The sequence below is a fragment of the Paenibacillus sp. FSL K6-2393 genome (assembly GCF_038002545.1).
Classification (GTDB): domain Bacteria; phylum Bacillota; class Bacilli; order Paenibacillales; family Paenibacillaceae; genus Paenibacillus.
In genome coordinates, this window is sequence record NZ_JBBOCU010000002.1 from 492,205 (window position 1) to 517,836 (window position 25,632).

General features: G+C 46.3%; 25 protein-coding genes and 1 riboswitch. Of the genes, 19 read left to right on the forward strand and 6 right to left on the reverse strand.

Features of this window, described 5'->3' with window-relative positions:
• Nucleotides 1-87: 87 nt before the first annotated feature.
• The 3 genes from MHI14_RS29420 to MHI14_RS29430 all read right to left on the reverse strand — a co-directional run bounded on the left by MHI14_RS29420 (nt 88) and on the right by MHI14_RS29430 (nt 2,767).
• The gene (locus MHI14_RS29420) at nt 88-1,128 is read right to left on the reverse strand and encodes an ABC transporter substrate-binding protein (protein WP_341131901.1); all 1,041 of its coding nucleotides are present in this window, start codon (nt 1,126-1,128) and stop codon (nt 88-90) included.
• A 221-nt stretch (nt 1,129-1,349) separates the two neighbouring features.
• Nucleotides 1,350-1,462, reverse strand: a riboswitch (TPP riboswitch).
• 145 nt (nt 1,463-1,607) lie between these two features.
• Complete coding sequence (locus tag MHI14_RS29425) at nt 1,608-2,363, reverse strand: NAD-dependent epimerase/dehydratase family protein (protein WP_091038153.1); 756 nt, start codon at nt 2,361-2,363, stop codon at nt 1,608-1,610.
• Between the two features lie 17 nt (nt 2,364-2,380).
• Nucleotides 2,381-2,767: a VOC family protein gene (locus MHI14_RS29430; protein WP_341131902.1), complete on the reverse strand. Its 387-nt coding sequence runs from the start codon at nt 2,765-2,767 to the stop codon at nt 2,381-2,383.
• Nucleotides 2,768-2,940: 173 nt separating this feature from the next.
• Here MHI14_RS29430 and MHI14_RS29435 point away from each other — a divergent pair, with 173 nt between their 5' ends.
• Nucleotides 2,941-3,450 carry a hypothetical protein gene (locus MHI14_RS29435; protein ID WP_371129103.1) on the forward strand — a complete coding sequence of 170 codons (510 nt, stop codon included), beginning with the start codon at nt 2,941-2,943 and terminating at the stop codon, nt 3,448-3,450.
• A gap of 427 nt (nt 3,451-3,877) precedes the next feature.
• On the opposite strand, the gene MHI14_RS29440 is transcribed toward MHI14_RS29435, so the two are convergent.
• The gene (locus tag MHI14_RS29440) at nt 3,878-5,113 is read right to left on the reverse strand and encodes an MFS transporter (protein WP_091038155.1); all 1,236 of its coding nucleotides are present in this window, start codon (nt 5,111-5,113) and stop codon (nt 3,878-3,880) included.
• A gap of 387 nt (nt 5,114-5,500) precedes the next feature.
• On the opposite strand from MHI14_RS29440, the gene serS reads away from it, so the two are divergent.
• Nucleotides 5,501-6,799 (forward strand): serine--tRNA ligase, encoded by a 1,299-nt coding sequence (gene serS / locus MHI14_RS29445; RefSeq protein WP_341131903.1) that lies wholly within the window; start codon nt 5,501-5,503, stop codon nt 6,797-6,799.
• A 64-nt stretch (nt 6,800-6,863) separates the two neighbouring features.
• Here serS and MHI14_RS29450 read toward each other — a convergent pair whose 3' ends face one another.
• A complete protein-coding gene (locus tag MHI14_RS29450; protein WP_091038159.1) occupies nt 6,864-7,481 on the reverse strand; it encodes a hypothetical protein in 618 nt (205 codons plus the stop codon).
• 16 nt (nt 7,482-7,497) lie between these two features.
• The gene (locus MHI14_RS29455) at nt 7,498-7,701 is read right to left on the reverse strand and encodes a hypothetical protein (RefSeq protein WP_076253873.1); all 204 of its coding nucleotides are present in this window, start codon (nt 7,699-7,701) and stop codon (nt 7,498-7,500) included.
• Between the two features lie 181 nt (nt 7,702-7,882).
• Between MHI14_RS29455 and MHI14_RS29460 the strand changes: the two genes are divergently transcribed.
• The 17 genes from MHI14_RS29460 (at nt 7,883) to MHI14_RS29540 (ending at nt 25,308) form a co-directional block, all read left to right on the forward strand.
• The gene (locus tag MHI14_RS29460) at nt 7,883-8,989 is read left to right on the forward strand and encodes an Ig-like domain-containing protein (protein WP_341131904.1); all 1,107 of its coding nucleotides are present in this window, start codon (nt 7,883-7,885) and stop codon (nt 8,987-8,989) included.
• Between the two features lie 375 nt (nt 8,990-9,364).
• Nucleotides 9,365-9,916: a GrpB family protein gene (locus MHI14_RS29465; RefSeq protein WP_339311903.1), complete on the forward strand. Its 552-nt coding sequence runs from the start codon at nt 9,365-9,367 to the stop codon at nt 9,914-9,916.
• Nucleotides 9,917-9,968: 52 nt separating this feature from the next.
• A complete protein-coding gene (locus tag MHI14_RS29470) occupies nt 9,969-10,328 on the forward strand; it encodes a ribosomal maturation YjgA family protein (RefSeq protein WP_340910838.1) in 360 nt (119 codons plus the stop codon).
• A gap of 28 nt (nt 10,329-10,356) precedes the next feature.
• Complete coding sequence (locus tag MHI14_RS29475) at nt 10,357-10,914, forward strand: GNAT family N-acetyltransferase (RefSeq protein WP_133386932.1); 558 nt, start codon at nt 10,357-10,359, stop codon at nt 10,912-10,914.
• A gap of 51 nt (nt 10,915-10,965) precedes the next feature.
• On the forward strand, nt 10,966-11,295 hold the full coding sequence (locus MHI14_RS29480) for a DUF952 domain-containing protein (protein WP_091038169.1): 330 nt from the start codon (nt 10,966-10,968) through the stop codon (nt 11,293-11,295).
• A gap of 68 nt (nt 11,296-11,363) precedes the next feature.
• A complete protein-coding gene (locus MHI14_RS29485; RefSeq protein WP_091038170.1) occupies nt 11,364-11,954 on the forward strand; it encodes a DUF1572 family protein in 591 nt (196 codons plus the stop codon).
• A complete protein-coding gene (locus MHI14_RS29490; protein WP_091038172.1) occupies nt 11,951-12,541 on the forward strand; it encodes a histidine phosphatase family protein in 591 nt (196 codons plus the stop codon). The genes MHI14_RS29485 and MHI14_RS29490 overlap by 4 nt, the downstream gene beginning before the upstream one ends.
• A 3-nt stretch (nt 12,542-12,544) precedes the next feature.
• Nucleotides 12,545-13,378: a DUF2785 domain-containing protein gene (locus tag MHI14_RS29495; protein ID WP_289390990.1), complete on the forward strand. Its 834-nt coding sequence runs from the start codon at nt 12,545-12,547 to the stop codon at nt 13,376-13,378.
• Nucleotides 13,379-13,416: 38 nt separating this feature from the next.
• On the forward strand, nt 13,417-14,133 hold the full coding sequence (pxpB, locus tag MHI14_RS29500; protein ID WP_341131905.1) for a 5-oxoprolinase subunit PxpB: 717 nt from the start codon (nt 13,417-13,419) through the stop codon (nt 14,131-14,133).
• Nucleotides 14,130-15,161, forward strand: a complete 1,032-nt coding sequence (locus tag MHI14_RS29505) for a 5-oxoprolinase subunit C family protein (protein ID WP_341131906.1) — start codon at nt 14,130-14,132, stop codon at nt 15,159-15,161. Before pxpB ends, MHI14_RS29505 begins: the two co-directional genes overlap by 4 nt.
• Nucleotides 15,161-15,934, forward strand: coding sequence for a LamB/YcsF family protein (locus MHI14_RS29510; protein ID WP_341131907.1), 774 nt, complete (start codon nt 15,161-15,163; stop codon nt 15,932-15,934). Before MHI14_RS29505 ends, MHI14_RS29510 begins: the two co-directional genes overlap by 1 nt.
• An 86-nt stretch (nt 15,935-16,020) precedes the next feature.
• Nucleotides 16,021-16,479 (forward strand): NUDIX domain-containing protein, encoded by a 459-nt coding sequence (locus MHI14_RS29515; RefSeq protein ID WP_091038181.1) that lies wholly within the window; start codon nt 16,021-16,023, stop codon nt 16,477-16,479.
• Between the two features lie 673 nt (nt 16,480-17,152).
• Nucleotides 17,153-17,569, forward strand: a complete 417-nt coding sequence (locus MHI14_RS29520) for a pyridoxamine 5'-phosphate oxidase family protein (protein WP_036673192.1) — start codon at nt 17,153-17,155, stop codon at nt 17,567-17,569.
• A gap of 477 nt (nt 17,570-18,046) precedes the next feature.
• Nucleotides 18,047-20,296 (forward strand): bifunctional 2',3'-cyclic-nucleotide 2'-phosphodiesterase/3'-nucleotidase, encoded by a 2,250-nt coding sequence (locus MHI14_RS29525; RefSeq protein WP_341131908.1) that lies wholly within the window; start codon nt 18,047-18,049, stop codon nt 20,294-20,296.
• Between the two features lie 213 nt (nt 20,297-20,509).
• Entirely contained in the window at nt 20,510-21,568 is a 1,059-nt protein-coding gene (locus tag MHI14_RS29530; protein WP_091038185.1) for an EAL domain-containing protein, read from the forward strand.
• A 173-nt stretch (nt 21,569-21,741) separates the two neighbouring features.
• Nucleotides 21,742-23,829, forward strand: coding sequence for a methyl-accepting chemotaxis protein (locus MHI14_RS29535; RefSeq protein WP_091038187.1), 2,088 nt, complete (start codon nt 21,742-21,744; stop codon nt 23,827-23,829).
• A 186-nt stretch (nt 23,830-24,015) separates the two neighbouring features.
• Nucleotides 24,016-25,308 carry an arsenic transporter gene (locus MHI14_RS29540; protein ID WP_341131909.1) on the forward strand — a complete coding sequence of 431 codons (1,293 nt, stop codon included), beginning with the start codon at nt 24,016-24,018 and terminating at the stop codon, nt 25,306-25,308.
• Nucleotides 25,309-25,632: the final 324 nt, after the last annotated feature.

Sequence of the window (25,632 nt, forward strand, 5' to 3'; positions counted from 1 at the left end):
CAGAAAGCTTTTAGGTGAGCGCTTCGCTTCTTCAGATGGGTTCTGCACTCTTCGTTCTTGTGTAAAAAAGTTAAACTTAAGCAAATTTTATTGGGGTAAAAACTCGTTTGTATATGCTTTGCTCACATCGATCTGTTCATCCAGCAGTTTTTTGCTAAACATCCAGTCGGTGTAGTTCTGCCACACTTCCTGCTTTTGCTCACCCCAGCGCGGGGCGTCATCCGTGTACTTTGGACTAAGCCATTTCTGGCTTGCCAGTACCAAGTCTTTATCTAGATCCGGTACGGCCTTGATCAGAATGTTCGCTGCGTCTTCGGGATGATCAATCGCATATTGATACCCTTCTGAAGTGGCTTTCAGGAATGCTTTCACCAACTCAGGGTCGTTTTGGATCGTCTGCTCGTTTGTTACAAGGACAGGTGTGTAGTAATCCAATGCATCTGAATAATCCTTCACATATAACATGTCGATCGGTTCTCCGCGCAGTTCGGCTTCAATACCTGTCCAGGCGTAGAAAATCCACGCGAAATCAATGTCCCGTTTCACTGCGGTGAAAAAGTCAGCGTCACCCATGTTAATGTTTTTCACTTTGGATACATCGGCTCCGTCGCCTTCCATAATGGATTGCATCACGGCTTCTTCGACTGGGGAACCCCAACCGCCATAGGTTTTACCTTCAAAATCTTTCGGTGATTTGATATTCCGATCCGCCGGAGCAGCGAACCCGGATGTATTATGCTGAATAACTGCTGCGATGGAGACCAATGGAACACCCTGTGTGCGGGCTTGAGTTACACTCTCCTGATAACTTACGCCAAACGGTACTTCATTGGAGGCAACCATCGTATCTGCGCCACCGGCACCTGGTTGTACAATCTCCACGTTCAAGCCTTCGGCCTTGTAAAAACCTTGATCTACAGCCGCATATAGGCCGGTATGATTCGTATTCGGTGTCCAGTCGAGCACCACTTTAATATCTTTCAGGGCGGCAGTGTCACCTTTGTTACTGCTTTCCGCATTTGTGTTGCTGTTCTGTTCTGCCGGGGCAGCTTCTTTGCCGCCACATGCGGCTACAGTCACCATAAGCACGCATAAGAGCATCAATCCCATCGTTTTACGCCATTTCATCTGTAATTCTCTCCTTCGATATGTCCGGCCGAGTGGCACGGGGTACTCCTTGGCTTCATATCCAATCATCTTGCATAAATCAACAGATTTATACCAGTTGAGATCTGAATAATGTCACTTTTTTTAGCTCTCTGGCTATATAAAAGAACATTAAAAAAGCGTCCCGTATTCCGGGACGCGTGCAGGCGTTAGAGAGGTGGCGTTCAGCCATAGGGCTGTGCCATTTCGATATACTCCGATTCCTACGCTGGCATGATCCAGATCAGGTCTAAGGGTTAGTATCTTGGTGGGATACACTCTCAGCCGGCCAATTCCGACTCCCCTGGGAAACTATGAAGTTACGGGCATTACTAGGTGTAATTATAGGCCAGCGGGTGGAACGTGTCCAGTCAGGAACTGGATGGGGACACGTATGAACTTATCAAACAGGCCGTTATACATATGTATATCAGCCTATTTAGATGTGTTATTTTCATTAATTATCGTGGCGAATCATATAAGGCAATCTGGCTGAGTGCAAATGCATCGGATTTGGGGGCATAACCTACCTGTTTCTGAGTGGTTTCCAGATTCAATCGTTTAAACCGATTATTCGAGATCCCATGCAGTATGGTGAAGGGCTCCAAATTGGTAGCTGTAATTGCTTTGAACATCAAATCACACAAGTCAGCCGGACTAATATACGCGCTCATATCCCTTGCTTCCAGCGCTGGTCCGTCCGGTTGAAAATCATCATATGCACCTATACGTATTGCTACACTTTGTAAACCTTCGGTATACGCAAAATAGGAAGCGAGCGATTCTCCAAAACATTTGCTAACCCCGTACAAATTCCGTGGGTGTGTTGGCATGTCCGGATAGACTTGAGCATCAATGGGATACCCCTCAATCGTCTGTGCACTGCTCGCCAGAATGACTCTTTGCACACCTTGGTCCTTAGCTGCACGGAATACATTAAATGTACCTTTGATATTGATGTCCAACAACGATTCATAGAATCCGGCATTCGGGGAAGGGTCTCCCGCCAGATGTACTACCACATCCATGCCTTCGCAAGCATGCTGACAGGCTTCAGGGTCTGTCACATCCAGTGTCATGATCTCATGGTCGGTTTCTTGATACGTATGCAGTCTGTCGATATTCAAATCCGTTAGTCGCAGGTGATATGCTTCTGACAAGTGTTGGGACAAGTCCCGGCCAATTTTCCCGGCTGCGCCGGTAATTAAAATGTTCATGAAATCAACTCCAATTCTTAGCGCTGGAAGAACTCAATCCATTCCTTTTCAGGTCCATAGATGAAGAAATAGCGGTAACCGTTAGGCAGTGTAATAATCTCTCCATCAATAAATACGGCTTTGGTGGCTTGGATGTGTTTGTACTCAGAATCAAGGTCATCTACATGGATCGCAAAATGGTGTACCGTACCTTCGGAAGGCAGCTTGTCGCTGTATCCTTGAATTAACTCAATCTCAGTCTCATTACTTCCATTGAAGCCGAGAAAGGCGAGCTGAATGACGCCGTTGGTATGCGTCACCCGGTCTTTCAGTTCCAATCCAACAACCTCCGTATAAAAACGAAGTGTAGTATCCAGATCACGGACGGCAATGCCAACGTGGTCGATGCGCTTTTGAAAACTCATAATCAAAATCCTCCTTATATAATGAATGTTTCTACCATTTTAAGGGATATCATAGGGCTGTACTACGGGGTTGTCAAATCGGATTTTAATTTGAAAAAATCATAATTGTTCACAGAATGTTCACTTATGTGAGGGATTCCTCATCTCTATAATTACGAAGGTAAACAGAGAGGATGAGAGAATTGCCAACAAGCAAGAAGGAACAAATTATTTTCGGATTAATGATGTGTACAGGAATGGTCTTGGTCATGATGTTCTTCAATCTATGGCACAGTGGGTTACTCGGCAAAATGTCCCCGCTTGAGATACTGCTTCAATTCATATTATGTTTTGTCATCGCGTTTCTGGTGGAGTCTTTCATTGTTGGCCCTGTGGCGAGAAAGATTGCATTTTCTATGCCCTTCGACAAGTCCAATAAGATTCTAGGTGTGCTGGCTATGTCATTTTTTATGGTGATTGGCATGGTTCTGATCATGTCTTTGTATGGAATGATCTCGGCATATCTCGCTGATCAATTAAGTGGGTCATCCGTACTCCGTACGTATCTCCATACAATCGCTCGTAACTTCAGCCTGGCGCTTCCATATCAATTGATCATTTTGGGACCACTCGTACGATATGTATTTGGTAAATTCATCAAGGATAACGGGCCCGTAATGCCTGTCGTTAACAAAAGTGTGTGATTCGGTTGGCTATAAGTATTTCCTGGGCAATCTTGTGCAAAAGAATAGATATTATTCTCACCTTTAATGAAAGGTGAGAGAGAGGCAAAGATAGGGCACTTGCCACGATGATTACAGCGCTAACGAATCGAGGACACCTTATTAGTCCAGTTTTTAGACAATAAAAAATCTAACGAATCTCAGCGGCGTTATTATGCAAAAAACCTCCAACGAGACCTTGAATTTGAGATAATTATCTATAATAACGTCTCTAGGATTCGTTAGATTTCAAATATCCTGAAATGCAGATAAATAGCGTGTGCTAGGTTCGTTAGAACAGAGTATCGCTACAAAAAAATGTCCACTGTCAGGTCATGACAGTAGACATTTCAATCTCATCTCAATAATAGGTAATTCTAATTCTCAGGACTGCAACGACACATAACTGTTAAGTCGCTGGATCGACCACATGTTTGTTCTGCCATTGATACGTGATCACGCTAATGACAAGCAGGCCAACTGCAAAGATCGCAAGCATCCATGCAGACTGATTAACTGCCAGATGATCAAGACTCCATCCCGTAGTCAAAGGCAGAATGGCACCGCCAACTCCACCTGAGGCAATCAAAATGCTGGGTGTGGATTCTTCTGTTCCGGGCAGCAGTTTACTGGCGAAGACAAGGGCAATGGAAAAAATACCTGACATCGCAAGTCCAAGCAGCAAGATGATGAGAAATGCAGACCAGATTTGGTTTGTAAATGGAAATACCATTAACAAAAGAACAGATGCAAGACAACTGTACAGGACATAGACGCGGTATTGGAATTTCTCTGCGATATACCCGGCGAAGAGTCGCCCCACGGACATGGCAATCCAGAAACAGGTGACACTAAGCGCTGCTCCGGCTTCCTTCATGTTCATTTTCTCAATCAGAATCGCTGGCATGAAGTTCGCAAGACTCATCTCTGTGCCAACATATAGGAAGAAGAACAGGACGAATAATACCAGAAGAGTTCTGTTACGGCCACGATAGGTTGGACTGGATGTACTTGCAGATGCGGGATGCATCTCACCCGATGTCCCAGCAGTGTGGGCATGTACTGAACCGTTATTAGAACTACGTCGCTCCAGAAACTTATCGAGTTCACCGAATGATCCTTTTGCCCAGAAAACAAAGGTCAGCGCGGCGCAGATCGCAACAACGAGAAAAGAAAGGCGCCAGTATCCGGCAGCAATCAGACCGCTGGCAATGAGCGGCATGACCATCGCTCCGATCCCAAATAACACTTCCAGTCGACTCATAGCAACGGCTGTATTGTCTTTGATTGCAGCGATGATAATGGTGCCAATAACAGCTTCAACCATTCCGAATCCAAAGCCGGCAGCGGGTGCAATGACGAACATCCAGCCCCATGGTGGCAACAACATATAGGATAATTCTGCAATGCAGAGCAACGCTGTGGCGATTAACAGGCCTCCCCGTTTACCAAAGCGTCTGTTCAGCCATGGAGATAACAATACACCACCGAGGAATCCGGCAAATTGAGCAAAGATCAGCGTTCCGCCTTGGCTATAATCTTTGCCGTAATGTTCAAGTGCAACCGGTAAAATGGAACCGAGCACAACGTGGGCAAGTCCAATCAGGAAATAGGACAGACATCCGATCCAAAGTAATTTTTTCATAAAGAACTCCTTCTACTTATATACATAAATTGAGGATCACAATAAAGCGCAATCTTGAAGACAAAGTCTATCATAACAGGACATGTTACGATGTGCCATGAATTCCTGATCGATACAGAAGGTTGCAATTTGGTCCGGCGTTCGTATATACTGAGACCAACAATTACAGATCGGACCATGCCGTTGAAGAGCATCCAACTCGGAGGCGTTTTCGCCAGGGGAGCGATATTTCCCCAAGTTAACCGGAACCGCCCGTTATCGCGGACCAAGAGGCTGGAAGCAGGATATTCTGATTCAGCAAGTTGGGTGGCACCGCGAGCAGAGCGCTCCTCGTCCCAAGGGATGAGGGCGCTCTTTGCATTTTTACAGCCAAAGGAGACGGTGACCATGTTGGAAATGAAGTGGATTCGTGCACATGAAGAAGAGGTTCAGGCGGCAGCAGACGGGAAAAAAATTAATATTAGCATTCGCACATTGTTAGAGCGTGATGAAGAACGTAGAACACTTTTGCAGGAAATGGAAGAAGGTCGCAGATTGCGCAATACGTTATCTGCAGACATTGGCAGACTCATGCAAGCTGGGAATCGGGAACAGGCAGAGGGTTTGCGGGCCCAGGTGAAACAGATCAATGAACAGTTGGAATACGTGGAAGCGAAGCTTGCCCCTGTGCAGGAGGAAGTAACCAAGCTGCAATGGCTGGTACCCAATATCGTATCCCTGGATACCCCGAAAGGCACGTCGGATGCGGATAATGTGGAGCTGCGACGTGTGGGAGAGGTGCCAACGTTCGAGTATAACACCAAAGATCACGTGGAGCTTGGGGAGTTGCATGATCTGATCGATATTCCTCGTGGAGTTAAGATTGGCGGTACGCGAAGCTATGTACTGAAAGGTGCGGGCCTGTTATTGCATCGGGCAGTACAGCAACTTGCGCTTGATCTGCTGCTAAAGCACGGGTTTACACCAATGGAGGTTCCGCTGATGGTCAGGGAGGATGCGCTGGTGAACACCGGATTCTTCCCAACCGGTCGAGATCAGGTCTATGAACTCGAAGGGGAGAACAAGTGGCTGGTGGGAACTTCTGAAGTGCCGCTGGTCTCGTATTATGCCGATGAGATTGTTGATGTTCAAGAGCCTGTGAAGCTGGCCGCGGTATCGACGTGTTTCCGCAGTGAAGTTGGCTCCGGCGGACGGGATGTACGCGGATTGTATCGTGTGCACCAATTTGCCAAAGTTGAGCAGGTCATTCTCTGTGCCCCTGATGCGGAAGAATCGGAGCGCATGTTGCAAGAGATTACAGGACACGCTGAAGAATTGCTGCAATTATTGGAACTGCCGTATCGTGTTGTCGCTGTATGTACCGGGGATATGTCGCAGAAAACGTACAAACAGTATGACATCGAGACCTGGATGCCAAGCCGCGGTGCATATGGAGAAACGCATTCGTCGTCGAATCTGCATGATTTCCAGGCTCGCCGTTCAAATATTCGTTGCCTCGATGCCGAAGGCAAGTTGGCCTACTGTCACACGCTCAATAATACGGCGGTGGCATCGCCGCGTATCCTGATACCTTTGCTTGAGAATCATCAGCAGGAGGATGGAAGCATTCGCATTCCGGCAGCCCTGCGGCCCTATATGGGCGGGGCCGAGAGCTTGATTTTGCCAGAGCAGGATGAAGTGAAGTAGAGAGGTTAGGTAACGCTCTAGGAAGTGAAGAATCAGCAAAGGAACCCCTTGACAGGGGTTCCTTCTAATTAAACATATGATCTGTTACCCACTGGTACTCTTGTTCAAGTCGAGCTGCCAATTTGGGATCTTCTTCGGCTGCAACTTTTCTCATGTATGTTAAATCAATCGTATCAAATTGACTGTAAATCAGGTAACGTGCCCACTCCAAGCTTCGGGCATCTGTCCAGTACTCGGAGGCTCTCAATCGATCCAAAATAAGGTCGTCTATTCCAATTACGTAACAGTAGCCTTCAGGTGTTAATAATTTGATAATCTTGTCTTTTGAACCTTCCAGTGTATCAGAAGGTATTTCGATAGGGATGTCCATTTCGGAGACATAATAATGTCTTCCTTCGTGAACGAAACCCAGATGATCAAATAAACTTCGGGCCAAATCATCTCTGATCATGACCAGATCAACATCAGCTGTCTTGTAACTTCCAGAAGTGTATAGTTCAACAGCATGTCCTCCAACAATAATGGCTGGATCTGCATCTAAATCATCAAGAATAGGAGTAATAATACCCATCACATAGAACTCTTTTAAATCACTTTTGGTCACATCAGCTGCAAGTTCCTTCAATTTTTGTTTAGCCCATTTAATTCTTTCCTGCATTTCTGGTGTTTGAATACGTTCCATGGTTCACCTATATTCTTTAACGCAGCTTCCATTCACGCTCGTTAATGATTTCAATTTGTCCAGATTCAAGGGCTTTTTTGAAACGATTGCGGGCTGTTTTCATCAATAGAACCATTTCGTCTTCAGGACGAATCTTGGTGGATGTCGAAGTGACTATAGCTTTCATACGTTTACGGTTATTTTTAGGTGAAACCATATCAAGCAAATTCTTTTCGATCATACATACCCCACCCCCATCTTTTAGGTTTATTAAAACAGTATTACGCGGCCTTCCCATATTATACAATGAAAATCATGAATTGTTCCAAGACTCTCACTTAGGACATTCAACTTTATGCAATTCATATCCGATATAATATAATAGAAGTAAAATATTGGATTATGGGAGTTGGAAATTAAAAATGAATAGAATCAAACTGGCGCTTCGAGGCACGCTTGCTCTAATTATGGCATTAACAATACTGGTCCCTTCGTTGGCCTTGGCGGCTACTGGTGACGTGAAATCGATTGAAATAACCAATAACAGTCCTCAGAAGATGAGCGTCTCAGAAACAGCTACGCTACAGGTAATGGCAACGGTAGAAGGTTTTGATAACAAGCAGGATGTTACCGAAGGCGTGACATGGTCAACCAGCAATGCAGCAGTTGCGACGATGGTGAAAGGCAAAGTCAAGGCTGTAGCCGCAGGCGAAGCAACCATTTTTGCAGAGGTAGACGGGGCTAAAGCCCAGTTGGTTGTCCAGGTGCAGGAGAAGATCAAAAGCATCAAAGCTTCACCGAAATCCTACAGTTTTGTAAAAGGCAGTGAAAGCACCCTTCCGAAAGTAAGCATTACCCGTGCGAATGGGAAGGAAGAAGACGTAACGTCCGAGATTGTGTGGTCCGTATCCACTTCTTCGGCTGTGCTGGAAAACGGTAAAATCAAAGGCGTTACACCCGGCAGAGTAATGCTGCAAGGCAAATACGGCTCAGAGACAGTGAAAGTTCCCGTTGCCGTGACGGACGAGATTACCAAAGTTGAGGTCACTCCTGCCACAATGCAGTTGAACATCAAGAAGTCCAAGGCGTTGAAGGTCATCGGCACCTATGCGAATGGCAAAACCATTAACCTTTCGAAACAAGTGATATGGACCTCTTCCAATACAAATGTAGCTATCGTGAAAAATGGAGCAGTCAAAACGCTGACAGAAGGACAAGCCACCTTGACAGGAACTTATCAAAATCAGACAATAAAGGCAGAGGTTACCGTTGTACCTTTGCTCAAAAAGTTGATTACAGGCCAGAAAAAACTGGTTTTGTCCCCACAGGGAAGTACAACGCTGAGTGTGATGGCACAGTATGATACGGGTAAAACCACTGTTGTGACGAACAGCGCGGTGTGGAGCAGCACAAAGCCGGGCGTAGCGACAGTAACAAATGGCAAGATCGTGGCTGTAGGCAAAGGTAAAACGTCTATCACGGCCAAGTGGGGCAACAAAAAAGTGACGATCCCTGTTACGGTAAAATAAATCTTCATATAATGAAGTGCTTTGCATCAATTCAAAGATAAAATCAATACATGACATCGTTAATATCATCAATGTAACAGACAACCAGGGGCGTAGACATACGCTCCTTTTTGGATATATAGAAATATGTATCTGGAATGCCTTCTGCTTGAACAACAATATAACGGGATTGGATGGGATGAATATGAAAGCTTCGATAATAATCGCAGACCCTAACTCTAGCGATCTGGCTTACCTGAAATATCTTCTTTTATCCCTAAGTTCCATACTTACATTTCAACGGAGTACTACGATTGAGTGCATGAAGCAACGCACCTATGAAAAATACAGAGAAGGTTACCATTTAAAATGTCATGGTCAAGAGGAGGTACCTGAATGACAGATCCATTGCAACCGGAAAACTGGCCTGCCTGGGCGACAGAGTCGGTAGAGATTGCTCCGGCCAACCTCAATTGGGATGCACAGGCTCAGGAAGAAATCCGGCAACTTAAACACCTTTTACAGCAGTTGAATATCCATCAATTCGAACATATCGGAAGCACATCCATTCCAGGGTTGCTCGCCAAACCCATTATTGATCTGATGGCAGAGGTACAGTCCTGGGATGACATGGATCTGATTGCCGATCAGCTGAATCCGTTGGGCTGGAACTATGTTCCGCCTGAACTGGATGGCCGGGATTATCGACGATTCTGGGTGAGAGTTAAGGATGGCAAGAGAGCTGTACACCTTCATCTAATGCGCCCGGGAGAGGACCGTTGGGATCGTCAAATTCGGTTTCGGGATGTGCTGAGAAAACGCCCAGATCTGGTGGAAGCTTACGCCGTCCTAAAGACGAAGCTTGCTGATGAGAATAAGGAAGACAGGGAATCGTATACCGCTGCCAAAACGCAATTTATTTTACAAGTGCTTGATGAAGGCTTGTGATCAATTGAAAAGCGTACATATCAGAGAAAGGCTGATCTATTTCCTCGCAGTCATGATGACCATGGCGGCAGGACTCGCATCCAGACACTTTGGTGATCGATTGCCGGATTGGGTGCATGAACATTCCGGAGATGCATTATGGGCGGGCATGATTTATTTCGGAGTGCGCATGGTGTGGCCTCGTCGCAGCTTGGTATGGGCGATGAGTTTGAGCTGTGTATTCAGCTGGATGATTGAGTTCTCACAGTTGATTCAGACGCCTTGGCTGATTGAGATACGCTCAACCGTATGGGGTGCTCTTGTTCTGGGACATGGGTTTCTGGTGATTGATCTGATTCGATATACGGTCGGAATTCTGTGCATGGTGATGATAGATCGTTATTTCCTGAGAAATAAGATGGCTGGATCATGAAATCAAGTGAATCATGGAGGTGTGCTGAATGAATGTAGAAAAACTTTTTGCCGAATCGCCGGAATTCGAAACACAGCGGTTAAAGCTGAGACGCCTTGCGATGGATGATCTCGATGAATATTATGCATTTGCCTCTGATCCGCGAGTGAGTCAGCAAAGCTTGTGGAACTGTCATGAGACGGTGGAGGATTCAATTCAATATATTCAGCGGGTACTGGATAATTATGAACGGAAAACGGTACATATCTGGGCTTTTGTCCTGAAGGAAACAGGGACCTTGATCGGGAGAGGTGGCGTCTTTCATCTCAACGAACCCATGCAGAGTGCTGAATTGGGGTACGCAATAGCCAGCAGTCACTGGGGTAAGGGTCTTGCAGCAGAAGCAATGCAACCTGTCGTGGATTATTGCTTTCGGGAATTGGACTGCAATCGGCTGGAGGGCAAATGTAATGCAGGCAACATAGGCTCTGCACGCGTAATGGAGAAGCTGGGCATGTCGTACGAAGGTTTGTTACGCAAACAGTTGAAGATCAAAGGTGTATTTACGGATCAAAAAGTGTACTCCCGTATCCGGGATGATCTATAATACTTCCAATGACACATAGGGTACATCGCAGAAATTGAAGGAGGCGGAACCATGATCTATAGTATTATTTCCCGTTCGTTGTGGGAGCAAGTGTCAAAGGGGAGTGAGTATGCACCAGATAGCCTGGAGACGGACGGATTCATTCATTGTTCCACCAAGGAACAGATCCCATGGGTAGCCGGGCAATATTATGCAGGCCGCACGGATCTATTATTACTTAGTATTGATGAGAAGGCGTTAAAGCCAGAGCTGGTATATGAGGATCTCTACGAATTGAATGAGCTATTTCCACATATCTATGGAGAACTCAATCTGGATGCGGTGCGTAAAGTCATTCCATTTGAACCGAATGCAGACGGCACATTCTCATTTCCTGAATAAATAACATGTGACGCTTCTGTTTGGACGTGATCAGGGGACAACATACTTTTCCGAAGGGTGGTTAACGGATGGATATGAATCAGGTTTTTCTGGAGACAGCGGAGAAACAATTCCTGTATTACAAGCAGCTCGGGGAAAAAGCCATGGCACAACTGGAGTCCGAGCAATTGTTTCAATCCTGGAATGAAGACGCGAACAGCATTGCGGTAATTGTAAAACATCTATGGGGCAATATGCTGTCCCGTTGGACGGATGTACTGACAACAGATGGTGAGAAACCGTGGCGTGAGCGAGATGCTGAATTCGTGAATGATATTACATCCCGGGAAGAGTTGCTCGCTAAATGGGAAGAAGGTTGGACATGCCTACTCGAAGCCATTCGTTCGTTTACCCCGGAACAATTGTCTCATATCATATACATTCGAAATGAAGGTCATACCGTCATGGAGGCAATTATTCGGCAATTGGCGCATTATCCGTATCATGTCGGGCAGATTGTATTTGCCGCGAAAATGCTTAAAGAAACAGCTTGGGACAGTCTCTCCATTCCGAGAAACGGGTCTTCTCAATATAATGGCGGCAAATTTGCCAAGCCGAAGGCACGCAAACATTTTACAGAAGATGAACTTCATATAGAAAAAGGTGAGGAACAACAATGACTCAAATTGCATTGATTCGCCATGGAAGCACAGCGTGGAATAAGGAAAAACGTTCGCAGGGGCAGACGGATAACCCGCTGGATCAGGATGGCAGGGAACAGGCCGTTTTACTTGCTGCGAGACTAGCCGAAGAATCCTGGGATGCCATCTATGCAAGTGACTTGGAGCGTGCAAGTGAGACGGCTCGCATCATTGGTGATCGCTTGGGTATTCAAGAGATTCATCTGGACCCTAGACTTCGCGAGATGGGCGGAGGACAGGTCGAAGGAACGACGGAAGAGGAACGGTTAGCCAAGTGGGGAGTGGACTGGAGTACTCTGGATCTGGGACGTGAGCTTGCAGATGCAGGGACTGTTCGAGGCAGTGCGGTGCTTGAAGATATTGTACAGCAGCACCCCGATGGAAGAGTGATCGTTGTCAGTCACGGAGCCGTTCTGCGGAATACACTGCGAGGTCTGGTGCCTGAGCTTGATATCAGCGTGAAGCTGTCCAACACATCCATTACCCGGATTGCCAAGAAAGATGATACGTGGCAATGCGAACTGTACAATTGCAGCGTGCATTTGAATTCGCCCAGGGAGTCTTAAGAGATGGATGCTCTGACGTTAAAACAAAAATTACAGCATATTCAGTCGTCTAATCATTCCATTGATCACATAGAACAGCCTTACGAATTGGCACTGCATATGATGCAGCATATTGGTAGTACTGACCCTGTCCTGCGGGATGAATTGATCTATGTTACGTTTGCAACCTGGATTGGACAGGGTGTATTTTCGGAAGATCAGCTAAGGCATGTGTTGCAGTTGGCGCTGGACGATCAGCACCTGTTCTATGGGATCGGAGAGCAGGGAACGGATAGTGTGTTTACGCGGACGTTCTCCGTATTGTTACTGCCTCCAATTCTGAATGTGGATCGTCAGCGACCTTTCCTGGACAAAGAGGATATCGCAGGGATTCATCATCGGTTGACTACATATCTGGAATGCGAAAAAGATCTTCGCGGCTACGCCGATAATAAAGGCTGGGCGCATGCCTCTGCACACGCGGCGGATGCGGTTGAAGACTTGGCACAATCGCCATATCTGGAGCGAGCGGATCTGCTGGAACTTCTGCATGCACTCGCTGTAAAAATAACGGAATCAAGTGTGGTTTATATCCATGATGAAGATCAGCGAATAGCGCATGCTGTAATTACTATTCTGCGTCGCAATCTGTTGGAGCAAAAGGATATTACGGCGTGGATCGATTCCCTTCATCAAGGAGACCATGCGGTGAACAGATCACTTCTGGAAAACAGTCATAGGAGCCTGAATGTACGTCTGTTTTTGCAGACACTGTATCTTGCGATACGTACAGAAGAAGACGAGCCTTTTTCGTTGGTTCGTTCACTGGTATTGCAGGCATTGGAGAGAGATAAATAACGATACGCTAAACGTGTGGACAAAAGGGGAGATGGCGCATGACCAAATTGACGTATGCATGGACGGAAGAGATCTTATCTCCGCTGGGTGAGACAGCAGTTATCATTCAGTGCGGAGATCAATTGTCTGACGCGGTGCAACGCAGAGTGATGTCTGTATGTGCTTTGCTGGAAAAATGCACTCTGTCAGCCATGATCGAATGGGTGCCTTCATATACGTCCGTTACAGTATTTTATGATCCGTTCATCTCCCCGTACCCCGAGTTATGCCGTATTCTGCTTCAGCAGTTGAATCAAATGAAGGAATCCGTCCAAGACAAACCCAGAACGGTCACGATTCCCGTATGTTATGGTGGCGAGTGGGGGCCTGATCTGGACTACGTTGCCAGTGAACATGGACTGACCCCAGAAGACGTTATTGCGATTCATACATCCGGGGATTATCTCGTTCATATGATTGGATTTGCACCGGGTTTTCCTTATCTCGGCGGGTTGTCTGAACAGATTGCTACGCCCAGACGTGCAACGCCAAGGCTTCGGGTTGAGGCGGGCACAGTAGGTATTGGTGGCAAACAGACGGGAATCTATCCAGTGGACACACCCGGAGGATGGCAATGTATTGGACAAACGCCACTCCGGTTGTTTCGGCCGGATGAGAACGTACCGAGTTTGCTGGCAGCAGGTGATCGGGTTCGATTTGAACAGATTACGAAGCAGGACTATCTGGCGTTGAAGCGGAAGGAGGGCGAACGATGAGTATCGAAGTGATTCGCCCTGGTCTGATATCTACCGTTCAGGATGAAGGCAGAACCGGCTATCGCCGGTATGGTATTCATCCTGGCGGGGTCATGGACACCTTTGCAGCCAGAGCAGCCAATATGCTTGTGGCCAACTCCCGACATGCGGCAGTGCTTGAGATGACGATGACGGGGCCAGAGCTTCGATTTCAGGAGAGCCAGCTTATCTCATTATGTGGGGCCGATCTGACGGCAACGGTGGATCATCTGCCTGTACCTTTGTGGCGTCCGGTGCTGGTGCGGGCTGGAAGTGTACTGAAGTTTGGTCAATGTCGTCATGGTTTGCGTGGATATCTGGCGATTGCGGGTGGAATAGCTGTGCCTGAAGTGATGGGCAGTCGAAGTACAGACCTCAAGACAGGTCTTGGCGGTATGGATGGGCGAGCCTTACGCGTGGGGGATCTGTTATCCATAGGTGAACCTTCTGGTGAAGCGCAAGGTTGGATGCAGCGTATGGAGCAACAGGTAAAGGAGAGTGAGCGGGACCACCGAATATTGGCGCCTGCGTGGCTTTTATCTGAACGGGAAAGACCTGACTATTATGGGCAACCTGTTATTCGTGTGATGGAGAGCAAGGATAGTTCGCTGTTCAGCCAAGAAAGTCTGGGACAATTCTATGCCAAAAAATACGTGATCACTTCACAATCCGATCGGATGGGCTATCGCTTGCAAGGCTCCAGACTGGAGCTGGATCAGGCCCTGGATCGGCTGTCAGAAGCCGTTACCTATGGCACAGTGCAGGTGCCACCTGATGGCCAGCCCATCATCTTGATGGCGGACCATCAGACGATTGGAGGTTATCCTGTCATTGCACAGGTAGCTCGGGTGGATATACCTATCCTGGCTCAGGCTAGGCCAGGAACCCAAATTTCTTTTAAAAAGATTATGCATGATCAAGCTGGACAGTTGTATATGCAACAGGAAATCAATATGCAGCTCATGGATAAGCTGATACGCAGAAGAATGGCAGGATTGGAGGGCGCTTAATGAATAACCCGAAAACCTTGGATATCAATTGTGATCTGGGCGAAAGTTATGGTATATATCGCACTCTGTCTGACGAAGCCATTCTACCCTTGATTACATCAGCCAATATTGCCTGCGGGTTTCATGCAGGAGACCCGGCTACAATGCGGCTGACGGTGGAGAGGGCATTGGAGCATCGCGTTGCGATTGGAGCCCACCCCGGGTTGCCGGATTTGCAAGGGTTTGGCAGAAGACGTATGGACATTACCCCACGGGAAGCATATGACATGGTGGTATATCAGATGGGTGCGCTGGATGCCTTTGTCCGTGCAAGTGGGGGGCACATGCATCACGTAAAACCACATGGTGCCTTATACAATATGGCCGCAGAAGATGCGAAGCTTGCTGAAGCCATCGCCGAGGCGATCTATCAAGTAAAGCCTGACCTGTATTTGTATGGTCTGGCGGGCAGTGAGTTGATTCACGCTGCGGATCGCATCGGTATGCGCAGTGTGAGCGAGGTGTTTGCAGATCGAACCTATGGGGCGGATGGTAAGCTAACCTCTCGAAGCCAAGCAGGAGCTGTCATTGAAGAGTCGGGACAAGCGATTGCTCAAGTAATCCAGATGGTGAAAGACGGCGTGGTTGTATCCACGGACGGTACGCTGGTTCCCATTAAGGCAGAGACGGTCTGTATCCACGGTGACGGAGCGAATGCTCTCGCATTTGCTCAAGAGATTCGTCGTGTGCTGGAATCGGAAGGCATTAAGTTATCCACGCATACAGCTGGATGATACGCCTGTTCAGTAGAACAATAGTAGTATCAGGTTGTTCGGATTGAACTTTGAAATCTTGGAATGACAAGGAGTGAATGAACAGAATGAAACCCATACGCAACTCGGCGAAAGCTGTCATTGTGCAGAATGGACAATTGCTGGTCATCCGGCTGGAAGATCAATATGGTACTGCTTATGTGTTCCCAGGTGGAGGACAGGAGAAAGGTGAAGAACTCAAGGATGCGGTCGCGCGCGAATGTCTGGAGGAGATTGGTCAGGCCGTGAACGTGGGAGAGCTGTTACATATCCGGGAGTATATCGGAAAAAATCATGAATTCGCCGAGTGGGATGCAGACATCCACCAGGTTGAATTTTATTTTGCGTGCAGCCTGATAGATCCGGAGGCAACCGTTTTTGAAGGCTCCAATCCAGACGACCACCAAGTCGCTGTGGAATGGATTGCACTTGAAGAGCTGTCCCAGATTCGTTTATATCCAAAAACAATTGGCGAATTGCTTCTTAAATCGGATTCTTCATCAATCTATCTTGGAGATCTGAATTAAAAAGATCCTAGGAACAATACGGGATAATCCCTTTATGTAAACATTTTAATAATCAGCTTTGCCGATTTTGTCACGTTTGCGTACAGGTTTAAGGGATTCACCATAGGTGAGGTGGGTACACTATAAGTACAGGCTTATTACAGAGTTGCATTAAGCTGTCTCTAGTTATAAGCGATTAATGAACTGTCATTAAACAAAAAGAGATAGTAACAATTACACTTCTCTTTGTACTTTTATTAATCAACCTTAATTGGGAGAACGGTAGACGTAGTGGAGGGGACGGAATCGATTCTGAGGAAGCGAAGTGTTCGCATGTATCTTGGATTTTCAATCATATATCCTTTGGAATTAAGCATTCACACGATAACGGAGAGGACAGAAGAAACCTGAAAAAGCGAAGCGATCGCCTAAAAGCTTTCTGAAAGAAAGCTACATCGGAAGCATACGCTATCACCGGATTTTCCCTTTAGAAAAAGGGAATCAAAAAAATCTGGGGATAACAGCGATTGGAAGGTTGTTCTGTCATCGTAGTGCCAGTGTGAATGGGAATGCATATGAGGAAGAGATCAGGATCATTGAGAGATAACAGCGATCCAAAGAACGATCCGTACCCGAAACGGCCGCCTACAAGAGTCCCCCCAATATCCCCCCAAAACCGAAAGGAGCACTTCCCATGAACCAGAATGAATTGGAACAAAACATTGTAAAAGCATTGGAAAACAACCCTTTTTGCAGCTTCTCAACTGTGGAGAATGGTAAACCGAAATCCCGCTATATGGCGCTTTTCAACGATGGACTGAACATTCATCTGGCAACGAACCGCCGTACACACAAAGTAGAGGAACTGGAGAATAATCCGAATGTTAGCCTGCTACTTGGTTATGAGGCTGGTGGTTCCAAGGAAGTAGTTGAGATTGAAGGAACCTGTGAAGTGACAAAGAACGAAGGTTTGCGTGAGCAAGTGTGGAACGATGAACTGAAGGCGTGGTTCGATGGACCTAATGATCCGAACTATGTCATTCTGGACATCACCCCGACTCGTATTGAATACACAGGGAAAGATCATGAGCATCATGTGTGGGAACAATAATCCGAATATGAAAATAACCTCTGCAAAGTAGCGTCCTTATGCGAAAATACGCGCAGAGTTTAATCCAACCGTGAAAGCCATTATGGTTTCACGGTTTTTGGCATGGATGAATAAAGCTGAATTGGATATACATGTAAGACACATGTAATATACGTATTTTAAAGATAATAAGCACTATATACCTACTAAAATGTTGAAAAAATTGTCGAAATAACGCATGATAATGTAAACTCGCCTAGGTATGTGCGTGTAATGTAAAAAATAATGCTTTTCAATGGCTGAACATTGCGTTATGATTTGGAATGTAAACGACAAGCACAGACATAAATAGATGTTCATGTGAGATAAACTTACCTGAAATTCCGATGCATGTCATCAGAGCGTCAGTACGCACAACCCATGAAATCTATCTTTTTTCTGCGCTCTTCGTTTGCCCATTAATGCATGATTCAATGTACATAACCGGGAGGGGTTATTTTGAAAACGAGTAAAAAAGTATTATCAAGCCTGACTGCCGCTTTGGTTGCATTAAACGTGCTTGCGGTGTTTCCGGTACCTGTATCGGCTGCGGATGCTGCCAAAGTTAAACTGCGGATCATGGAAACCACAGACATTCATACCAATCTGGTTAACTATGACTACTATTCCGACAAAGAGACAGACCAGTATGGACTTGCCAAAACAGCTACACTGATTAAGAAAGCCCGTGACGAGGCGAAGAACAGCCTGCTGTTTGATAACGGGGATCTGATTCAGGGGAATCCGCTGGGAGACTACTCTGCGAAAATTGATCCACTGAAAAAGGGTGAGACTCACCCTGTATATAAAGCGATGAATCTGCTCGATTATGATGCAGGTAACATCGGTAACCATGAATTCAACTATGGTCTGGATTTCTTGGACATGACGCTGGAGGGAGCAAACTTCCCTTACATTAATGCCAATGTCTATGTAGACGATGGTGATGATGATGAGACAAATGACAAGAATTACTTCACGCCGTATGAGATTTTGGATAAAAAAGTAACGGATGAGACTGGCAAAGAACATACGATCAAAGTGGGTGTGATCGGATTTGTGCCGCCTCAAATTATGCAGTGGGATAGCGCTAACCTTGAAGGTAAAGTAATCGCCAAGGATATTATTGCTACCGCGAAAAAATTCATTCCAAAAATGAAGGCTGAAGGTGCCGACATTATTGTAGCTATTCCTCACTCCGGATTTGAGGAAATTCCTCAAACGGATCTGATGGAGAACTCCGTACTGTATCTGAGCCAAGTTGAAGGCATTAATGCCATTCTATTTGGACATGCCCACAAAGTGTTCCCAAGTGCTGATTTTGCCGGCAAAAAAGGGGTAGACCTGGAGAAGGGCACCATTAATGGCGTTCCTGCGGTTGAGCCAGGGTTCTGGGGTGATCACCTGGGGATTATTGATCTGGATCTAGAACAAGTGGATGGCAAATGGAAAGTGGTCGATTCCAAAACGGAAGCACGCCCAATCTATGACACAGCCAACAAAAAACCATTAGTAGAGGCTGATCAGGACATCATTGATGCGGTTCATGAAGAGCATGAAGGTACATTGGAGTATGTTCGTGGTCCGGTGGGCGAAACGACTGCACCTATTAACAGCTTCTTCGCTCTGGTTCAGGATGATCCATCCATTCAGATCGTAACGAATGCACAGAAATGGTATGTCGAAAAACATATGCAAGGTACGGAATATGAGAAAATCCCTGTATTGTCAGCAGGTGCACCATTCAAAGCCGGTGGACGTTCAGGCGCTTCGTATTACACGAATATCCCTAAAGGCACCATTGCGATCAAAAACGTTGCTGACCTGTACGTATATCCAAATACGGTACATGCTGTAATGGTTAACGGCGCAGAACTGAAAGAATGGCTGGAATGGTCTGCAGGCCAGTTCAACCAGATCGACCCGGCTAAAGGTGGACAACAACAACTGATCAACAATGACTTCCCAACGTATAACTTCGATGTTATTGATGGTGTAACGTATCAGATTGATGTGACGCAACCAGCCAAATACGATAGCAAAGCTACGATCGTTAATGCATCCGCAAGCCGGATCAAGGACCTGAGCTTTAACGGAAAACCGGTTGACCCAGCTCAAAAATTCATTGTAGCGACAAATAACTACCGTGCTTCTTCATCCAAACTGGCTAACCCGGACGGCAAACGGATCGTTCTGGCTGCACCGGATGAGAACCGTCAAGTGATCATCGACTACATCCGTGAGAATAAAACGATTAATCCGGCAGCGGACGGCAACTGGTCCCTGGCACCAATCAAACCATCTGCGGGTGTAACCGCAGCAGCACTGAATGATCTTGAAGTTGTGTTTGCTTCTTCCCCGGATGCGAAAGGTCTGGTTGAAGCGAACCCGGCGATGTCATTCATCGGTACAAACAATGAAGGTTTTGCAGAGTATGGCTTGAAACTGACAGGTGAAGCAACGACAACACCTGAAACAGGTACGGAGCCAGCTCCAACGCCTAAACCAACGCCAACACCGACGCCTAAGCCACAACCTGAGAAACCGGCAACCAACAACAAGGTTGTATATGTCGTGAAAAAAGGGGATAACCTGTACCGCATTGGTTTGAAATATGGTGTGGACTGGCGCAAACTTGCGACAGCTAACAAAATCTCAAATGTGCATAACCTGAAAGTTGGACAGAAAATCGTGATTCCCGCTTCTTAAAGTTTAATAAGTGGTGAGGAGACCGACAGTCATCAGACTGTCGGTCTTTTTTTCTGCAAATTTGAATATATTTGTTCCAAGAACCGTCATACAGGAAGTCATTAAAACAGTAGAGATTAATTTTAAGACCCATGATATAATATTTACAAACTTTGGGTATATACAAGTGAACATTAATGGACATGGAATCTAAATTGGCAAGGGGGGTCCTACATGAATTGCAGTGGCTGCAGTCCAATCTATCCTATAGAGGGCCAAGGTACCTTGTACTTGCGTCCCATTTCCCCCGCTTTGCTGGAAGCGCTACAAACGCCGGGAAGACTTATCGAGACGTCGGATGACATGATGTGGATGCATTTTTCAAATCTGGAGACGGTTCAGAGCTTAATTGAAAAGATCGGCGAAATTGATCCGACATTACGTGATTCCCTAACTGTTCAGATTATGCCTATATACGAACAGGCTAATGAAGAAAGCTGGATTAGTCTAACCATGCAGGAGTCCCGTTTCAAACATGCGGAGCTTGTTTCCATTATTCTGGAGCATCAATTCAGCAGTCATATGCAACCCATCGTTGATGCATCGGAGCAGATTATCGGATATGAGTTTTTGCTTCGTCCTGCTGAGAATGGAAAATCCTTCAGTTCCTATGAATTATTTGAAGTTGCGCGTGAGACCGGACTACATTCTTTTCTGGATCGATTGGCGCGTATTACTGCTATTGAGACCAGTGCCCTTTTTCTGCCGCATGGTGTCAAACGCTTCGTAAATTTCCTGCCTTCCTCCATATATAATCCCGAATATTGTCTGACACATACGTTTGAAGCGATTGAACGCCTTTCGCTGGACCCTAAAGATTTTGTGTTTGAAGTCGTGGAAACAGAGCAGATTCAGCATATGCCCATCTTACAGCAAATATTTGAGGTATATCGTTCCCGTGGAATGTCGGTTGCACTGGATGATGTGGGTGCCGGATATTCGACAATAGAGTTGATGAATCGGTTAGAACCGGATTTTGTCAAAATAGATCGAAGTCTTATTGACCGTTGTGATCAGGATTCGACCAAACAACAGCAAATTCTTCATATTGTTGAGATGTCGAGTCGATTTGGAGGGCAAGTCCTTGCCGAGGGGATCGAACGGATGGAAGAGTTTGAATTCTGTCGTTCCATAGGTATTGAGCTTGCCCAGGGCTACTATTTTGGTAAACCCTCGGCACAACCGCCAGGCGGCCCGTACTCCAATACTTCATCTAATTCATGGAATAATTAGTAACCTGTACCTTGTACAAGTCGCTTCTGATCAGAGGTGGCTTGTTTGGCGTGCCTGCACATTTTTCTCTCAAATAAAAACCCTCATTTAGCCGATATATAAGATAAGCCTTTTAGATTGATCCATACATACAAAGAAAGAGGGCATTTTTACATTTTGAGGGGGAGAAAGACATGAGTGAAACTCAGGATAATAAACCAATGAAAGCAGCGAAACCTGCCAAACCAAAACATAATCAAAATAAAAAGAAGAAAAAGAAAGGTTTTGTCTGGAATATAAGGAACAAACTATTGGTCTCCTTCCTGGCCGTTCTACTCCTGCCAAGTTTGGCAATCGGCTTGATCACACTAACGATGGCTGAAGATGGCATACAAGAACAATTAGTGGATAGTGCCATGCAAAGTGTGAGCACTGCCAATACCATTGTAGAAAGCCAAGTGAATTACAAGATTCATGACATTAACTATTTCGCGGATGCCCTTGATCCGAGCCTGATCAAAGGGGAGAACGATAGTCCTGAGCTTCAGGTGAAGCTGGAGCAATACCTGGGCTTGCATCCCGATGCCATGAATATTTTTGTAGGAACAACAGATGGAGTCATGGTTCGAGGTAAACCAACAGCGAGCAGCACACGGGGAGATGCATATGATCCTAGGGAGCGGGAGTGGTACAAACTAGCGATGGACAAGCCAGGTACAGCTGTTGTATCAGCTGTGTCTGTTAATACCGATGGTGTTGCAGTTGTATTTATCTCCAAAACATTAAAGGATCAATCCGGTGTTATCGGTTTATCTCTGGACCTGACAGACCTGCAAGAGCAGGCATCCATTAAGGTAGGTAAAGAAGGCTACGTTATTATTATGGATGCAAACAAAAACTATGTCGTATCCCCTGTAGCAGATGCAGGTACGCCGGAAACGAGTGGCTTGCTGGATGAGATGTATGAAGGTCCAGAAGGTCAATTCGATTATGTGTTCAACGATCAACCGAAGATGATGATTTTTTCAACAAATGAAGCAACAGGCTGGAAAATTGCCGGCACGATGTTCAAGAGTGAAATAACTAATGCAAGTAAGGATATCCGCATGGTCACATTTATTGTTATTCTGGCGGCTACGTTCCTTACACTCCTCTTTATTATCTGGTTTACACGCTCCATGCTGCGTCCAATTAAACGACTGCAGGAATCAGCCAGAGCTGTAAGTAAAGGTGACTTGACCGTGAAAATGGAAACAGGACGTAAAGATGAAGTCGGAGAACTTGCGAAGTATTTTGAACGAATGGTCGATAACCTGCGGATGATGATTCTGGGCGTACAGGAAACGACAGAGCAGGTATCTGCTTCTTCTCAAGAGTTGTCTGCCAGTGCAGAACAAACCACCAAAGCGATTGAACATTCAACACAGGCCATTCAGGAACTGGCTGAAGGTGCAGAGCAGCAGGTAAACAGCGTGAAAGACGGATCGGGACAGATGAGCCGAATGGCAGAAGATGTTCGAATGATGTCGGAGCGTGTGCAATCGATTACGGCCAATATGCGGCATACGTCCGGAGCGGCTTCTTCTGGGAATGAGGCAGCAGGACAGGCTGTGGAGCAGATGAACAGTATTCAGGAAACGGTGGAGCAGCTGGGAACGGTGGTTCAATCTCTGAATGCCCGTTCCGTTGAGATTGGTAGCATGGTTGATGTCATTGCATCCATCTCCAAACAAACGAACTTGCTCGCATTAAATGCTTCTATTGAGGCAGCAAGAGCGGGGGATGCGGGTCGTGGGTTTGCAGTTGTAGCCGGTGAGGTACGCAAACTGGCAGAAGAATCCGGAAGTTCGGCAGCGCAGATTGGTGAGGTGGTTCATAATATCCGTCAGGACATGGATGCCGCTCTAATCGCCATGAATGCGGCTCAGACTCGGGTAGGAGAAGGAATTCAGGCCGTGAATACGTCAGGACAATCCTTTGCTCAGATTCGGGAGGCAGTGGAAGATGCTGTTCATACATTGGATGACTTGTCCGCAACAACGAAGCAACTGGAGAGTGGTGCATCCCACGTTGCCAAGGCGATGAGTGATATTTCGAATGTGACCCAGGAATCGGCTGCAAATACAGAATCCGTGTCTGCATCTTCGCAAGAACAACTGGCATCGGTAGAAGAGATTGCATCATCCTCGGCACATCTGAATAGCATGGCGGAACAATTACAAGGACTGCTTGGCATGTTCAAGATGGTAGAGGATACACCGAAAGATAAGGGCAAAGAGTAAATCCTAGTATTTTAACACCACAATTTACCACACATTTTATAATAGAAGAAAATAAAGATAGACAATGTTCCTGTAGCCCTGTATAAATATATCGTCTGGTTATTCCGCGCATATAGCGGTGTAATCTAACAATATAAGATTGAATTAACGAATAATATATTGATACAGGGTACAGCAGGAGGCTTTATGGTATACGTAGCAATACTGATTTTTGTAGTGACAATCACCTTGGTAATCTGGCAACCTCGTGGGTTGGGCATCGGTTGGACAGCCTCAGGTGGGGCATTACTTGCCCTGTTGTGCGGAGTCGTCAGCTTGAACGATGCCTCGGATGTGGCATCCATTGTATGGAATGCAACGCTGGCCTTTGTCGGCATTATTATGATTTCTCTCATTCTCGATGAGACGGGTTTCTTCGAATGGGCTGCCCTTCATATGGCAAGGCTGGCTGGAGGAGACGGTCGCAGACTATTCTTCTACTCCATTCTGTTGGGAGCGGCGGTGTCTGCCTTGTTCGCAAATGACGGTGCCGCGCTAATTCTGACGCCAATTGTGCTGGCAATGGTGCGTGCATTGAAGTTTGATGAGCGTATGGTGCTGGCTTTTGTGATGGCGAGCGGGTTTATCGCGGATACCACATCATTACCGCTGGTCGTCAGCAATCTGGTTAACATTGTATCGGCCGATTTCTTTGGCATTACATTTGTGGAGTATGCGGTACGCATGGTTGTGCCCAATCTGTTCTCAATCGTAGCGAGTACGGGGATGTTGTTTTTGTTCTATCGCAAAAGCATACCTCTTCGCTATGATATTTTTGCAGCGCGTGATCCGAAGGAAGCAATACGTGATCCGCGGATGTTTCGAATCGCTTGGTTCATGCTTGGGCTGTTACTCGTGGCCTATGCATCCAGTGAGTTTCTGCCGATTCCCGTGTCGGTTATCGTTGGCTCCGTTGCGCTGCTGTTCGCTTTATTGGCACGCAAGAGCGAGGCTGTTGATCTGAAACGGGTAATCAAGGAAGCACCTTGGTCGATTGTGGTGTTCTCGGTGGGCATGTATATCGTCGTATATGGACTGCGTAATGCAGGGTTAACGGATCATCTGAGCCGCTGGCTGGATGCCATAGCAGAGCATGGTCTGCTGGCTGCTTCGCTCGGGATGGGCATCATCGCTGCTGTATTATCATCGGTGATGAACAACCTGCCGACCGTGTTGATTAACCTGCTAGCCATCCAGGGCGCGCATACCGAAGGTATTATTCAGGAAGCATTGATCTATGCCAATGTCATTGGTTCCGACCTGGGTCCCAAAATGACCCCGATTGGATCTCTTGCCACATTGCTGTGGCTGCATGTGTTATCCCGCAAAGGTGTGAAGATTACATGGGGGTATTATTTCAAGGCAGGCATCATCCTGACCATTCCGACATTGTTAATTACCCTAGCCGGGTTGGCATTGTGGTTATGGATTCTGGGTTAGTAAAATTAGATTTACATTAAGCATTAATAAGATAGTCTATTGTAATGTAAAAGGCTGCTCTCACAGCTGGTGCTAAGCACTGGCAGTGAGGCAGTTTTTTTGTTTCTTCTATAGAAGAATTGAATTCTCTATTTCAATTAAGCAGTTAAGCATTTACATAAGGCCAGCCCATTGTAGGGCTGGCCTTCTTTGCCTACTCCCCAGGCAGGAGATTGAAATGCCTGAGATCCAACGAGCGCTGACACAGCGAAGGGAACGGAATCGATTCTGAAGAAGCGAAGCGTTCGCCTGAAAGCTTTCTGTAAGAAAGCTGCATCGGAAGCA